The sequence below is a fragment of the Streptomyces sp. NPDC020875 genome, assembly GCF_040641415.1.
In the GTDB taxonomy this organism is placed as follows: domain Bacteria; phylum Actinomycetota; class Actinomycetes; order Streptomycetales; family Streptomycetaceae; genus Streptomyces.
The window spans coordinates 1-13421 of the sequence record NZ_JBFADP010000011.1; the positions used below are offsets into that span (position 1 = coordinate 1).

Annotated in this window: 13 protein-coding genes and 1 pseudogene; 4 read left to right on the top strand and 10 right to left on the bottom strand. The window is 71.6% G+C overall.

What is annotated here, in order from left to right; genetic code table 11:
* Positions 1–123: 123 nt before the first annotated feature.
* The 10 genes and pseudogenes from AB0G74_RS08405 to AB0G74_RS08450 form a co-directional block, all read right to left on the bottom strand.
* Positions 124–846, bottom strand: coding sequence for a hypothetical protein (locus AB0G74_RS08405; RefSeq protein ID WP_361142017.1), 723 nt, complete (start codon positions 844–846; stop codon positions 124–126).
* An 88-nt stretch (positions 847–934) separates the two neighbouring features.
* Positions 935–1411, bottom strand: coding sequence for a hypothetical protein (locus AB0G74_RS08410; protein ID WP_361142019.1), 477 nt, complete (start codon positions 1409–1411; stop codon positions 935–937).
* 82 nt (positions 1412–1493) lie between these two features.
* Positions 1494–3221, bottom strand: coding sequence for a relaxase/mobilization nuclease domain-containing protein (locus tag AB0G74_RS08415; RefSeq protein WP_361142020.1), 1728 nt, complete (start codon positions 3219–3221; stop codon positions 1494–1496).
* Positions 3218–3565 carry a plasmid mobilization relaxosome protein MobC gene (gene mobC, locus AB0G74_RS08420; protein WP_361142022.1) on the bottom strand — a complete coding sequence of 116 codons (348 nt, stop codon included), beginning with the start codon at positions 3563–3565 and terminating at the stop codon, positions 3218–3220. The genes AB0G74_RS08415 and mobC overlap by 4 nt, the downstream gene beginning before the upstream one ends.
* A gap of 311 nt (positions 3566–3876) precedes the next feature.
* Positions 3877–4113: a hypothetical protein gene (locus AB0G74_RS08425; RefSeq protein ID WP_361142024.1), complete on the bottom strand. Its 237-nt coding sequence runs from the start codon at positions 4111–4113 to the stop codon at positions 3877–3879.
* Positions 4114–4199: 86 nt separating this feature from the next.
* Positions 4200–4391 carry a hypothetical protein gene (locus AB0G74_RS08430; RefSeq protein WP_361142025.1) on the bottom strand — a complete coding sequence of 64 codons (192 nt, stop codon included), beginning with the start codon at positions 4389–4391 and terminating at the stop codon, positions 4200–4202.
* Positions 4392–5593: 1202 nt separating this feature from the next.
* Positions 5594–6007, bottom strand: a pseudogene (locus AB0G74_RS08435) (DUF2637 domain-containing protein); the annotation flags it as partial.
* Positions 6008–6111: 104 nt separating this feature from the next.
* Complete coding sequence (locus tag AB0G74_RS08440) at positions 6112–6783, bottom strand: WhiB family transcriptional regulator (protein ID WP_361142026.1); 672 nt, start codon at positions 6781–6783, stop codon at positions 6112–6114.
* Positions 6784–6922: 139 nt separating this feature from the next.
* Positions 6923–7687: an ATP-binding protein gene (locus AB0G74_RS08445; RefSeq protein WP_361142028.1), complete on the bottom strand. Its 765-nt coding sequence runs from the start codon at positions 7685–7687 to the stop codon at positions 6923–6925.
* Complete coding sequence (locus AB0G74_RS08450) at positions 7684–8760, bottom strand: hypothetical protein (RefSeq protein WP_361142030.1); 1077 nt, start codon at positions 8758–8760, stop codon at positions 7684–7686. The genes AB0G74_RS08445 and AB0G74_RS08450 overlap by 4 nt, the downstream gene beginning before the upstream one ends.
* A gap of 712 nt (positions 8761–9472) precedes the next feature.
* Here AB0G74_RS08450 and AB0G74_RS08455 point away from each other — a divergent pair.
* The 4 genes from AB0G74_RS08455 (at position 9473) to AB0G74_RS08470 (ending at position 13245) form a co-directional block, all read left to right on the top strand.
* Entirely contained in the window at positions 9473–10093 is a 621-nt protein-coding gene (locus AB0G74_RS08455) for a helix-turn-helix transcriptional regulator (protein ID WP_361142032.1), read from the top strand.
* Positions 10094–10152: 59 nt separating this feature from the next.
* Positions 10153–10689 carry a toxin-antitoxin system, toxin component gene (locus AB0G74_RS08460; protein ID WP_361142034.1) on the top strand — a complete coding sequence of 179 codons (537 nt, stop codon included), beginning with the start codon at positions 10153–10155 and terminating at the stop codon, positions 10687–10689.
* A gap of 191 nt (positions 10690–10880) precedes the next feature.
* The gene (locus AB0G74_RS08465) at positions 10881–12071 is read left to right on the top strand and encodes an MAB_1171c family putative transporter (RefSeq protein ID WP_361142036.1); all 1191 of its coding nucleotides are present in this window, start codon (positions 10881–10883) and stop codon (positions 12069–12071) included.
* A 49-nt stretch (positions 12072–12120) separates the two neighbouring features.
* A complete protein-coding gene (locus tag AB0G74_RS08470; protein ID WP_361142037.1) occupies positions 12121–13245 on the top strand; it encodes a hypothetical protein in 1125 nt (374 codons plus the stop codon).
* The last annotated feature ends 176 nt before the right edge of the window (positions 13246–13421 follow it).

Below are 13421 nucleotides of genomic sequence, written 5' to 3' on the forward strand. Positions count from 1 at the left end.
GCCCCGTGCGCCGCGGCCGCTGCCGGCCCGCGCCGTGCCCCCTCCACCCCCACGACAGACCCCCGGTATCCCCACCGCCCATGGGCCGGCCCCCGCAGATTGCGGGGGCCGGCCCATTCGCGTTCATGCCGCCGGGGCGGCCTTGGCTAGCGCCTTCTCGACGTGGGTATCGACCAGGGCCGGTGAGCCGGAGACGACGACCAGCACCGTCCCCGCGCGGACCGCGGTCTGCTTGACGACGCTGTCGCGTCCGGCGGCGGTGAACGTCAGCAGCTGCGACCACACCTCGTCGCCGAGGTCCGGGGCGGGCAGCTTCTGCGTGGCGACCTTCACGGGCGTGCTGCCGAGGACGACCTGGTACACGGGGCACGAGGCCATGGCGGCGAAGATCCGCCCCGTCCCCGTCGACAGCCGGGCGGTGGTGTCGCTGTAGAGCTCGGTGGAAAGCTCCGCGTCCCGGCCGCCGGTGTAGGTGAAGGCGGCCTTCGCGCGGCGGGGGAAGTCGAGCGAACCACCGGCACCCGCCTCGCCCCCGAGCTTCTCCAGCGCCGGGCAGCCGATCACGGTCACATCGTCCCGCCCGGCCCCTTGCCCGGGAACCCGCTGGGGCTTCGGGACGTAGCCCTCGCCGAGGTCTTCCGCGGTCAGCAGCCGGTCCCGCAACTGCCCGGAGGAGAGCACCGGGCCGTCCGTGGTCGCCTCACTCTTCCCCGGCGCCGTGGCCACCGGGGCGGACACGCCTCCGTTTGCCGGAGAGGTGGAGGGGGTGTTCGCCGAGCAGGCCGGGAGAGCGAGCAGACACAGGGCGGTCATCGTGAGGACGGCGGAGGTGGAGCGGCGGGGCATGGGTCTCCCAGGGGTGATGCAGACAGGAATCGGTGTCGTAACGCTGAAGGGCGCGAGCGATAGGCGGGCGGGCTGAGTGGGACCGGTACTAGTGGCCGAGGAAGCGGATTCCGTCCTCGTAGCTGCCGTGTTCCTCGGTCATGGGGCCGCTGTTGCGGTTGAACCAGGCGGTGTCCAGACGGGTTTCGTGGGTCTCGTGGCCGGCGCGGCACCGCAGCCACACCCGGCCCTGGGTGCTGAGGACGATCCAGTCGCGGTAGGTCTCGCACCGCGAGCAGGTGACGATCTCGCCGTCCACGACCAGGGGTCCGGGCCAGGGCATCATCAGCCCGGCCGTCTCCCGCTGCGACGGAGCGACGAACGACGGCGGCAGGAAGTCGGCCACCACGGTGGGCTCAGCAGGGTCCGGCTCGGGAACCGCGGCTGTCGCGGCTGCCAGGGCCCCTGCCTCTTCCTGGTCGAGCTCCTCCAGAGGGCTCGGGATGCTCTGGAAGTAGTCCCACATTTCCCGCCCGGCTCGCCGCAGCTCCTCCTGGTCCCGTGCCTCGCGCCTGCGATTGAACATCCGTTCCCCTTTCCTCGCCCCGTGCGGACACCGAGAGCGTGCCCTATGCACGCGTCATGCTTCAACTCTGAAATCCGTGTACTCACCTCGCCTTCCGCTGCTGGTCAGAGCGCTGGCCGGGCGTGGTGGCCGGGCCCTGCGACGGCACGGTGTTCCTGCTGCCGACCGGCGGGATCGCGGTGGTGTCGGCGGGCAGGTCCGCCATGCGGCGCAGCCGCCACACCAGTACCTCGCTGACGGACTCGGCGGAATCGAGTTCGCGGCGTCCGGCGGCTTCGGCGAGAAGGCGGGCGGGGTCGTGGCCGGCGGCCTGGGCGTCGGCGAGGGTCGCGGCCAGCGCGGGCCAGGCCGCCTCGCCCAGGACCTGCTCGGTCAGCTCCGTTGGCAGCGCGGCCCGTACGACCGCGGCCTGCCGCCGCTGAACCGCCAGTGAGAGGCGGCGGCCCCGCTCGTGGAGAACGCCCAGCGGGTATGAGGATGCCTGGCGGTAGGCGGCGCGCAGATGCACGGCGGCCTCGCGGGCGGCGGCGGCCTGCTGCTCGTGCCCCTTGCGGGCGTGCCAGTGCGCGGCGGCGGTGACCAGGAAGAACGCCATATCGATGACCATCGCCGTGGTCGCGCCGTCCTCGCCCCGGCCCAGCGCCGGTCCGCCGTGGACGAGTTCCCGGGCGGCCCGCCGCAGCGCCCGGTCGTGCCCGGCGGCGGCCCGGACGTGCGAGCGGGTCGCCCGCTCGAACGCGAAGGCGGCGTCTCGGAGCTGTCGGCGAGTGTGCGCGGCCGAGGTCTTCGCCAGCGCGTCGAGAACCTCCCCGGCCCCGGTCAGCTGCGCTGCCACCAGGCTGTCGTCGCCCTGGTCCACGACCAGAACCGCCTGCCACACCGCCTCCGCCGCCCGCCGCCGCGCCCCCGCCGGACCGGCGGCCACCGGCCGGTGTCCCACCGGCGCCTGCTCCTCCGGACTCTCCACCGTGGTTTCGGTACGCGACCAGCGTTCGCGGAGCCGGGGGAGGGAAAGGTCGGGGGCGAGCTTCGACCCCGAGTAGAAGACCGGTTCACCGTCCTTGTTGCGGTCGTCGGTCAGCGCGACGGTGTACCCGAGCAGGTCCCCCGACGGCGCGACCCGGCGCCGTACGAGGAGCCCGGCGGCGGCGAGCCGGTCGAAGAACTCCGTCTCGTCCTGGGCGCCGGCGACCGCCCGGCGGACCGTCTCCCGCAGCTCCTCCCGCGGCGTGCGCTCCCGCCGCTCGCGGGTGGCTTTGTGCCGTTCGGCGCTGGTCGGCCGCCGGGCTGCGGTTCCGTCACCGGCGTTGAGCCGCCGGAGTCCGTACTCGGCCTCGATACGGCGGGCCTCGGCCTGGGCGCGGGCGGCGTCGTTGTTGAGCCGGGGGGCGCGCCCGTCCTCGCGGGCCAGGGTGGCGATGATGTGGATGTGGTCGTCGGCGTGCCGGACGGCTGCCCAGCGGCACCCGGCGTCGTCGCCGACCGGGGCGATGCCGGTGGCCGCGACCATCCGGCGGGCGATCTCGCCCCACTGCTCGTCCGTCAGGACCGGGTCCTCGGGTGCGGCCCGGACCGACAGGTGCCAGACGTGGGGCTTCCCGCGCCGGCCTCCGGCTGCTTCGACGGGCTGGTCGAGGAGCTGCTGGAGATCGGCGTACGTCGCGTCGGGGTCGCGTCCGGGGTCGGGGGCGAGGCTGTCCCAGGCCGCGACCAGATGCGGGTCGACGTGCTCCTCGTGGGTGCCGGGGCCGTAGAGGTAGTAGAGGAGGCCGATCGTGCGCGTCCCGCGTTTGTGGACCCGGGGGATCATTCCGGGCCCGTTTGCCGTACGCGCTGCTGGGTGAACTCCTCGACCTGTCGGGCTGCCCGGCGGACGGCCTGGAGCACTGCTTCGGTCTGAGGGGCGTCGGCTCCGGAGTTGAGGGTCTTGGCGACCTGGTTCAGATTGTTGCCGATATGGCCGAGGTGACGGCGCAGCGCGAACAGCTCGGTGAGCATCTCGCGTTCTTCGGCGACCTCGGCGGCGGTGCGGTCGAGATCGCGGGCGGCTGTGAGCGCGGCGTGGGCGAGGAAGCCGGACGGCGTCATGGAACACGCTTCGGCGGCGGCGAGCAGACGCTTCTTCTCGTCGTCGCTGAAGCGGCTGGCGATCATGTGCACGCGCTTGTCGGCGGACTTCTTGCGCGCACGATTACGGCGCGGCGGGCGCGGCACGCTGTCTGCGTGCGTGCAGGTGGACGCGTGACACGACTCGGGCGTCTCCCCCTGCGGATGAGGTCCGCCCCCGGCCTCATCCGCCCGGACCCGCGCCCCCCGGCGCGGGTCCGGCCCCGCCACCCCCGGGGCGGGGAATCCATAAGTAGCACTCCCGACGGGAGTGCTACTTATGGGATAACTTGCTCGTCCTCGTTTCGAGTTGGTGGTTGGCGAACCCTGGCCGGGGGCGGGTGCGGTGGGCGGGTTCGTCATCGGATCCGGCTCCCGCGTGTGCGGGCGAGGGCCTGGAGCTGGGCGGCGAGGTGCAGTACGTCGGCCGGTCCGGCGAGAACCTGGACCGGTGAGGTCGGGGTCCGCTGGACGAGCCACTGTCCGGTCGGCAGGGGGATGGCGGCGTGGAGCAGTGCGTGGCGGACCAGGGTTTCGGTCCAGGCGCTCGCCTCGGCGGCCGTGACGGCCTTGGTACGGGGTTCTGGGGGGTACATTACGCATCTCCGGTGGCGGGAGGGGGCGGTGCCCGGCACGGGGCCGGGACACCGCGAACGAACAGGGATGTTTCAGGGACGGGCGGTCAGCCGCATTCGCGGCAGTGCTCGAAATGGCGGGACAGGGCCTTGGCCATGGCGTGTTTGGCGCCGAGGGCCCGTGTCGCGCTGACCTTCCCCGCTGTCCGGCCGGAGTTGCGGTCGGCGTGGTTGAGCAGGCCCCGGATGTCGCGCTCGTGGCTGGCGCGGATGCGGGCGAAGCGGTGGCAGGTCTTCATGGCTGTCGGGTCGTTCGCTGGGATCGGGGCAGATGGGCGAGAGCCGGATCCTGATGGAGCCGAGACTGGAGTTCGGTGAAGCGTTCGTTGCTGATCTGGATGGACTGGGCGCGGAGGTAGGGGCGGATCACGCGGCGGGTCATCCGCCCCTCCGCCAGAGCCGCGGTGCGGGCCAGCTCGACGAGCCGCTCCATCGGCACCACCACCACCTCCTCCAGGCCGTCGTGGTCCCCGCCCGTGGTCCGTACGTGCTCCCGGACCACGGAGGTCTGGTCCGTACCCGTGGTCCGGGTGCTGTCGCGGACCGGACCACTCTGGTCCGCACGGCTGGTCCGCCCCTGGTCCGCTCGTTGGTCCGGCGGTTGGTCCGCGGCCTTGGTCCGCGGTCGGTCCGCAGTGGTCCGGTCTCGGTCCGCGGTATTGGTCCGCACCGGGTCCGCCGGGTGGTCCGCAGGGGTTTCGCTGGTCCGGTCCGCCACGTGGTCCGCGGTCCGCTCGCCGGACCAAGGTGCGCGCACCGGCTGGTCCGCGGCTGGTCCGGAGGATGCTTGCCGGATGGTCCGCTGGTGGTCCGCGGCCTGATCTGCGGCGTGACCTGCGGAGATGCTGGTCCGTGCGCTGCTCTCACGGTGGTCCGCTGCCAGTTGGTCCGCAGGCCGGGCCTGGTCCGCGGGCGTGATCCGCACCCGGTCCGGGCCGTGGTCCGCCTGGTCCGCCGCCCTTTGGTCCTGGTTCGTGAGCGGTTGGTCCGCGGGCTTGGTCCGGGCATGGTCCCTGGCCATCTCTTGGTCCGCGGCTGTCTGGTCCGCAGTCGTGGTCGGGTCCGCCGGGCTGGTCCGGGGGCGTTTCGGCAGGTGGTCCGCCTGGGCCGCGGCCTTCTGGTTCTGGTCCGCGAGCGGTTGGTCCGCAGTGTCGGTCCGCACCGGACCGGGGGCCGGGTGGTGGTCCGCACGGTCCGCGGGGTTGGTCCGCTCGGGAACGGGCGCCGGGTGGTGGTCCGTACCGGTGTTCGGCTGGTCCGTCGCACTGCTGCTGGTCTGGTCCGCGCTCCCGGGCCAATCGTCCGGCCCGGTGCTGGGGTTCGGTCCTGTGGCGGGTTTGGTCCGCTGCTCCGGGGCGCCATGGGTATCGGTGGCCATGGCGGGTATGGCGGCCGGTGCTGGGGCGACTGCTGGCGTCTCGATGGGATTGCCGGGGTGGGCGACGAGCCGGTGGATCTGGCGCATGAGGACTCCGAAGGAGACCAGGGCGGCGGTGGGCGGGACGGCGGCGACCACGTAGTCGAGGACGGGGACGGAGCCGCCCCGGCCGGTGCTGCTGACGCCAGCGATGTTGAGGGCGATCGAGCCGACCGAGCCCGCGGCGGTCAGGGCGATGGCCCACCAGTCGACCTCCTTGCGTAGTCCGGCGCGGAGCATGAGGAGTTCGCCCGCGACGATCGCGGCGTCCAGGGTCGCGGGCCAGGCCCACTGCCGGGCGGGGGAGTGACCGAGCCCGTGCTGCCCGGCGACTTCCGCGAGGTGGGCGTAGGAGAGCCAGAACGCGGCGCCCGTGAGCGCGACGATCACTATCCCCGCGGTGACGAGGGTCCACTGCTCGGCGGACTGGCTGCTCATCGTGCGGCTTCCCGCCGCCGTGGATGGGCCGGGGGAGACGGGAGCCGGGGGGTGAGGGGCGCGGACGGCGGATGCGGCGGTGTCGGGCGGGGTGGTGCGCGGGATCATGCGGCCTTTCCGAGCGCGGTGATCAGGGCCTTGGTGTGGATGTGCCGGGCGACCGGGGAGAACTCCTCCGCGGGCTTCTCGTCCTGCTCGTCGTCCGACGTCTCGCCGTCGCTCCCGGAGTTCTCCGGCCTTTCCCCGTCGTCGTCCTGGTCCCCGGCGGTTCCGTACAGGCCCCAGTGCCTATCCCGGTCGGCGACCGCGTGCGCGGCCTCGCGCATCAGGTCCCGGGCGTAGTCCAGGTCGAGGCGGAGGGTGTGGGCGAGGCGTTCGGGGCTCCAGCCGCGGACGTAGGCGTGACGGGTGACCGTCTCCCGCTCGGCGTCGGAGAGGTGGACGTCGCGGCCGAGGAATGCGGAGCGGACCCGCTCGTAGTCGAGCCGCTTGCTGATCTTCGCCCGCCACGGTCGGCGTTCCTTCTCCGTCAGCCCGCCCCAGATCCCTTCCTTGGAGCCCTGTTCCAGGGCGGCGTTGAAGCACGCCTTCTTCACCGGGCAGCCGCCGCACAGGGACTTGGCCTCGGCGATGGACCTGTGGTCGCGGGGCAGGGGGAAGAACAGCCGGTCGGACTCGCTCGGGGGCAGGTCGCGGCAGGCGCTGCGGGCGTGCCAGCTGTGGTCGGCGATCCCGCGCAGGATCGGCCGGTCGTCGGTGGTGGTGATGTAGCGCATGGGGGTTCTCCGGGTACGCCTCACGGACCGTGGACACGTGTCACCGCGCGGGCTGCGGGCATGGCCGGGTGAAGGAGGCGGGCAAGGGGCGCGGGGGCAGGTGCCGCGCCGGACGGGAGGAGAGCGGGCAGCGGGAACGTCAGCGGTGGCTGTAGCGGCGGTCGGGGCCGGTGAGTTCGACCGCGGTGCACATGCCGGACAGGCGGGACAGCACACGGTCGCCGACCGCGGTACGCAGCTGCTGGGTTCCGGTCCCGGGCTGGGGGGCCGGGGGAAGGTTGGTGGTGACGACGGTCGGCAGATGGTTCTCGCCGCGCCAGGCCAGGAGGCGGAAGGTGACATCCTCCGTCCAGGCCGTGGTCTTGGCCGCGCCGAGGTCGTCGAGGACGAGCAGCGCAACGCGCATGGCGTGCCGGAGGACGGCTTCGGTATCGGTGCTCTGGGCGCGCATCTGGCCGTAGAGGTCGGCAGCCTTGACGGCGTGCCAGCGTACGGCGCATCCGTCGGCGGTCAGCGATCGGATCGCGCCGAACGCCTGCCTCGTTTTGCCGGTACCGGTCGGCCCCCAGAGCAGCAGCGAGGGGCCGGTGCGGATCTCCCGGCGTCCCGTACGGCCGTAGTGGGCGTGCCGTTCTCCGGCGTAGGGGGCGGTGGCCGAGGCGGCGACGGTCCGGACCCAGGCGGCGACGGCGGGATGGTCGGCGACCGCGTCTCGGTAGTCGTACGGGATCCGCTTCTGGGCCGCTTCCACTGCGGGGAGGGGCTCGGGCGCCGGGTCGTCGGGCAGCGACGTGCCGGGGGCGGGGGTGATGCCGCGGGCGGCGAGCTGGGCGTCGAGGCGCCGGCGGAGCCGGTCGGGCAGGGCGGGCTGCGGGTCGGCGGACCGGTGGAGGGTGCGGGTCACAGCGGCCTCCCGAACACGGCGTTGGCCGGCGGTGGGGTGGGGTTGAAGTACGGCTGGTAGCCGCTGGTGGTGCTGGCCCATGGGGCCCCGCCGGAGGCGGCATTCGGCGCCCCGGCGCCGACCAGGGCGGGCGGGTTGACGACCTCGTTCACCAGGCTCGGCAGCACGCTCGGATGCAAGGCCCGTGCCCGCAGCCGGTCCATCGCCGTGCGGATGTCGGCGGCCTCGAAGCCCTCGTCCAGCAGCCCCTTGATCTTCCGGCCCAGAAGGCCGCGGACGTCCCGGGGCGTCGGCGCGGGGCAGCCCTTCACATACTCGGCCACCAGGTCCTGCGCGGAGACCGTCCCCGGGGCGGCGCCGGGTGCGGGCGCCTCGCGCCCCCTACGGGAAGATCCAGGATCCAAGATCCCAGATCCAGGCCGTGAGCCTTCACTGAATTCCGTGGCAGACATGCCCTGACCTGGGGTTTCATGGCGAACGGCGTCCCGTGGTCCGGGCAGGGGCGACACCGGCCCGGACGGGGGAGGCTCGGGGACGGTGTCGGCGATCACGGGGCCGGAGGAGGGTTCCGTGATCGCAGCGGCGGTGTCGGGGACGTCGAGCGGTTCGGCGAGGGAAGCGTCCGAGAAAGTGGACGGGGCCGTCGGCGCGGCGGCGGGCACGAGGGTGGAAGAAGTGGTGCGGTTGGGACAGACGCCTCCCTCGCACCGGCCGCAGTTGCGGTGGGCCTGGTGCCCGGAGCACCGCGGCAGCCGCGACTCGCTGGCGCGGTTGATCTTCTGGTGGCGCTCCCACGTCACGATATGGAGATACGTACGGCCGTCGCACCCGGTGTAGCGGCAGATCAGTCCGGCAGCGGCCAGCTCGTCAAGGTCCCGGGCGACGTGCGCGGGGGTGTGGTCCTGCCGCAGGGCCCAGATACGCCCGGCGATGATCGCCGGGTGATCCCGGAACCGGCCTTCGTCGTCGGCCTGGGTGAGCAGCCCGACGAACGTCACCAGCGCCGTCACGGAAACCGTGGCGATGTCCTCGGACTCCCATATCTCGGGCTTGATGGTGCGGATCCGGGCCATCAGGCAGCACCCCCGGCGGCCGACGTCGTAAACAGGGGTTTCGTGGTGGCCGGGAGCCCCGGCCTTCCGCGCAGAGCGGGAGGCATGCCAAACTCTCTTCCGAGGAATGCCGCACCGGGTGTCCCGTGGAAGGGTTCGGTGCGGCGGTGGGCGGCTCGGCCCTTGCCGGGGCACAAGCCGCTGATTCAGGTCGGTCGGCGTCTGAGAGTTCGCGCTCTCAGGCGCCGCCGTCGTTCTGGGCCCACCTCTGCGGCGGCGTGTGAACCGCCGGGTGGTCTCGTCGTTTCGGGGTTGCCGGGCTGGTTCGGTTCCCGGGCGGATCCGCCCGGGTCAGCAACACACCACAGACCCGGTCCGGAAGTCCATACATAGCTCTTGACTTCTGTACACCTCTGAAACGCTGGTACTTCCGCGTTCCCTGCGCCGCGAGCCCGTTGTCCGTCGCGCTGTCGGCCGGCCGGGCGCGGCACGGCGCCCTTCGGTCCCTGTCCGAGTGGGCAAGGGTGTTTCCGGTCGGGAATTCGGGGGGCGCGGAGGATGGCTTCGTGGTTGCACAGTGCGATCTTGCCCGCACTTCCCGTGTGCGTCAACAGTCGAGTGATTGCGTCAACCGTCGGTGCGTGATCTAGTGTTCTCGCAGGTCAAAGGCCATGCAGTCGTCAATGATTGTTGATGGGCCTTTGGTTGTCCTTCGATACCGCTGGGAGTGTCCGTGACTGACGGGTACCGGCAACTGGCTGAGAGCCTCCGGGTCATCTCAACTTTGCTGCCTCAAACTGGACTTGACCGCCGAGGTGTCTTCGATCTCGGGCACCTCTCCTACGAGACCTCGCTGTCCGAGGAGGACTTGCGGGTCCTGCTCGCGGGGCGGAAGATCCCCCTGCCCGGGTTCGGCGCGGAGGTCCAGCGGCGGATCCGGTTCCTGGCGGAGACGCGGCAGCGCGAGTACGAGACCGAGGACGGGGCCGTCGGGCGCCGCACCTACACCCGCGGGGAGATCGCCAAGGGGTGCGGCATCACCACGGCATGGCTCAGCCAGCTGCTGATCAAGCCGAAAATTCCTAAACTGGCGCATTCCAAGTCGATTGCGGATTTTTTCGGTGTTCCGGTCGAGTTCCTCACCGACGAGCCCCCGAAGGCGCTGGCGCGGGTGCTGAACGCGGACGTGATCCCCCGGCTCCGCGGTCTGGCCGGCGGCTCTGCCGACACCGTCGCCACCCCCGCCGCGATGAGGATCGCCCTCCGGCTCGGGGACAGGGAGATGGACCCGGAGGCCGAAGCGGCGCTCCTGCTGTTCATCGACCGTATCGCCGCGTCGCCGAAGTCCCCCTGACCGCGCCAGCGAAGCCGACTACCGACCGAGTCCGCGGAGCTTCTCCCGGTGGAGCCCTCATGAGCAAACGCAAGATGACCCGCCTGCGCGCCCAGATCATGGCGGGCATCCAGCCCGTGCCGTCCGACGCCGACGCCCTCTTCGAATCCATCCGGGCCTACCTGGAGACCCGGACCGGGCTGCCCGTCGAGCTGCACTTCGAGCCCATGCCCGAGCGGACCGCCAGCGGCCTCACCATCCGCCTCGCCGACCGCGTGATCATCGTGGTCGAACGCCACACCACCACCCTCCACCAGCTGGTCATCCTCGCCCACGAGATCTGGCACGCCCTGGAGGGAAAGTGCCAAGGGCACCCGGTCCGTGAAGCCGCCGTCGCCGCGCGCAGCCTCACCGCCAGGCTCGACCTCGACGCCGGCGCCATCAGGAGTCTCGCCGCCCGCGCCCATGCCGACAGCGCCGGGGCGGAGGAGGAGGCGGATGCAGAAACGTTTGGCCTGCTGCTGGGCAACGCGTTCCGCCCCTACCTCGAAGTCCGTCCCGCCTCCGACGGGGTCGCCGCCCGTATCCAGGCCAGCCTCGGCCACCGCGGAGCCTGAGACGTCCCGTTGGGGTCCCGCCGGGCCCGCGTGGCGCTGGCTCGCGCCCCCCTTGGCCCGGCGGCCCGGGAGTCCCCCCGCCCTCCGCCTTGCGGTCCACAGCACCGGACCCCACTCCCCATCCGGCCTGCTGCGAAAGAATCAAACAATACGAATCGCCATGCTCCTGAAGAAAATCCCCGGAAATGCACATGACTGCTGAAACGGCATTCGCCGTCCCCGCCGGCGTCCTGCTCGTCGCCACCCTGATCAAAGTCGCCGACCTGGCCAGGAATCCCCGCGACGTCTTCCTGCGCTCGACCTGCGCGGTGCTGGCGGTCGCGTTTCTCGTCTTCGCGACCGGGGCCCCGCCCATGCTGGCCGCCGTCAACCGCCTGACCGGGGTGCCCAACATCGCGGCCCCCATCGTCTACTGCATCCTGACCGCGTTCTCCGGATCCAGCATCGTCCTGCTGATCCACTGGCGCGACGGCGACACCGCCGCCACCCGGCGGTCCACCCGCCTGTGCCTGGGCACGTACGCCGCCGTCGCCGTCGCCATCTGGGTCCTGTTCGCCCTCGGGGACGCGCCGGTCGAACGCCTGCGCGACCTCGACACCTATTACGCGAGCACCCCGTTCATCCGCGAGATGATCCTTCTCTATCTCCTCGCGCACACCGTCGCCGCCGTCACCATGACGCTCCTGTGCTGGCGCTGGTCCCGGCAGGTCAGCGGCGCGCTCCGCGCCGGACTGCTCACGATCGCCGCCGGCTCCGTCCTCGCCTTCGGCTACGACGTCCTGAAGACGACGGCCATCGGCGCCCGCTGGACCGGCCACGACCTCGACTGGCTCTCCACACAGGCGGCCTTCGCGGTCGCGGGGGTATCGGCGGTGCTGATCGGCATCGGATTCCTCGTGCCCACGGTGGGCCAGGGCCTGATGTCGCGCTGGCACACCGGCCGCCGCTACCACGCCCTCAGGCCGCTGTGGAACGAGCTGCGCCCCGAGATCCCTCCGGCCAGCGCCGCCCCGCTGCCGTGGTGGTCGCCCCCGGACCTGCGCCTGCTCCAGCGCGAACGCGACATCCACGATGCCCTGCTCCGGCTGGCACCGCACTGCGACCGCACCGCCGGAGAACGCGCTTACCATTCCGCCCTCGACGCCGGACGCTCGCCCGCCGCCTCCCGCCTCGAAGCGGACGCGGCCGTGGTCACCGCCGCCATGATCGCCAAAACCCGCACCACACCACCGCTCTCGCCCCCCGACCGGTGGACCGTGGAGTCAGCCGCAAACGCGGTCGGCCTGATCCGTCTCTCCCTGGTAGTGCGCTATTCACCACTTGTCGCCAAGACACGCCGAGGGCGCACATCGGCACACCGGATGAAAGGCCCGGGCCGGTGAACGGGCCGGAAACCATGCTCAATCAGTCGGCCGGCGGAAAGGAAACGGTATGAGTTTCGACGGCGTCGTCATCGGAGGCGGATTCACGGGGACCCTCGCAGCGCTGGCTTCCATCCGGGGAGGTAACCACGTACTGCTGCTGACCGGCGATGAACGAGACGGACAGCACCGGCACGGGACCACCCCCCACCTCCTGCCCTGGGGGAGCCTCCACGACATCGACATGTGGGTGCCCGAGCTGGGGGCCCAACTCGCTGATGCGGGTGCCAGAACGGTTCCTCTGCCGGAAGGGCTAGTCACCCCCGGAGCACCTGTGAACCGCTGGGACGCGTCGTACCTGAAGGTATTCGGCTCCAGCCGGCACCTGTTCCGGACCACCCTGCGCGCGAACGCGGAAACGGACCACAACTACTACGGCCAACTGACCGTCCGTGCCGGAACCGCCACGGGACTGCTCGGCTCCCGTCACGAAATCAACGGAGTACGCGTCCGATCCGGCGACGGCACGATGGAAGACGTCCACGCACCGCTCGTCGTCGACTGCAGCGGCAGGGCATCCGCCGCCCGCGACTGGCTGACCGCCCTCGGGCTCCCGCCCACCCGCCGGACAACCCGGGGAGCCGGACTCGCCTACATTCAGCAGGAATACGAAATCCCCGGCACACCGCCCCACATCGTCTGGGATCACTCCACCATCCTGGCCCCGGTGGAAGACGGGAAGTGGATCCTCGCGCGGACGACGGAAACACCGGGCGACGAGGACCCGGCAGCCCTACGGCGGCCCGTGATCGACAGCATCCCGCACATAGCCGGCGCCGAGCCGGTCAGCGCACCCACTACGATGCGGCTTCCGCCCCGCCACATCCACCACTACGGCGAACAGCCGCACTGGCCGCGGGGATTCGCCGTCCTCGGCGACGCCGTTGCCACCCACCACCCCCTGCACGGCAGAGCGGGCGACATCGCCCAGGCGACGGTCGAACTCTTCCACCAGGAACTCTGCCGGGGAGGAATCGCCCACCCCACCCTCGCCGAACGAACCCAGGCCGCGGCCAACTACCTCAACGCACGGGCATGGGGCATACCCGCGAAACGACCCGCACGAAGGAATCGGCCCAGCATCGGCGAAAGGGCACAAGAAATGCGCCGCCGCTCGGGATTCGCCTTCAGATGACCGGCCGTGAGCGCGGCCCCGGCTCACCGGCGACCTCGCGGAAGCAGATCAGACACATGACTACCCGGGCTCGTCCGGGTCCGTGGTCATGGCGGAGCACACGCTGGCCAGATCGCTGAGCATGTCCTCCACGGCGACGATGTGCCGGCGTACGGGTACGGGTACGGGTATGTGGG

Bases quoted from the DNA above. Each gene is read 5' to 3' on its own strand.
- mobC (WP_361142022.1), bottom strand. From the start codon at position 3,565: ATGATCGCCAGCCGCTTCAGCGACGACGAGAAGAAGCGTCTGCTCGCC.
- AB0G74_RS08415 (WP_361142020.1), bottom strand. From the start codon at position 3,221: ATGATCCCCCGGGTCCACAAACGCGGGACGCGCACGATCGGCCTCCTC.
- AB0G74_RS08425 (WP_361142024.1), bottom strand. From the start codon at position 4,113: ATGTACCCCCCAGAACCCCGTACCAAGGCCGTCACGGCCGCCGAGGCG.
- AB0G74_RS08405 (WP_361142017.1), bottom strand. From the start codon at position 846: ATGCCCCGCCGCTCCACCTCCGCCGTCCTCACGATGACCGCCCTGTGT.
- AB0G74_RS08470 (WP_361142037.1), top strand. From the start codon at position 12,121: ATGAGTTTCGACGGCGTCGTCATCGGAGGCGGATTCACGGGGACCCTC.
- AB0G74_RS08450 (WP_361142030.1), bottom strand. From the start codon at position 8,760: ATGGCCCGGATCCGCACCATCAAGCCCGAGATATGGGAGTCCGAGGAC.
- AB0G74_RS08440 (WP_361142026.1), bottom strand. From the start codon at position 6,783: ATGCGCTACATCACCACCACCGACGACCGGCCGATCCTGCGCGGGATC.
- AB0G74_RS08430 (WP_361142025.1), bottom strand. From the start codon at position 4,391: ATGAAGACCTGCCACCGCTTCGCCCGCATCCGCGCCAGCCACGAGCGC.
- AB0G74_RS08460 (WP_361142034.1), top strand. From the start codon at position 10,153: ATGAGCAAACGCAAGATGACCCGCCTGCGCGCCCAGATCATGGCGGGC.
- AB0G74_RS08410 (WP_361142019.1), bottom strand. From the start codon at position 1,411: ATGTTCAATCGCAGGCGCGAGGCACGGGACCAGGAGGAGCTGCGGCGA.
- AB0G74_RS08465 (WP_361142036.1), top strand. From the start codon at position 10,881: ATGACTGCTGAAACGGCATTCGCCGTCCCCGCCGGCGTCCTGCTCGTC.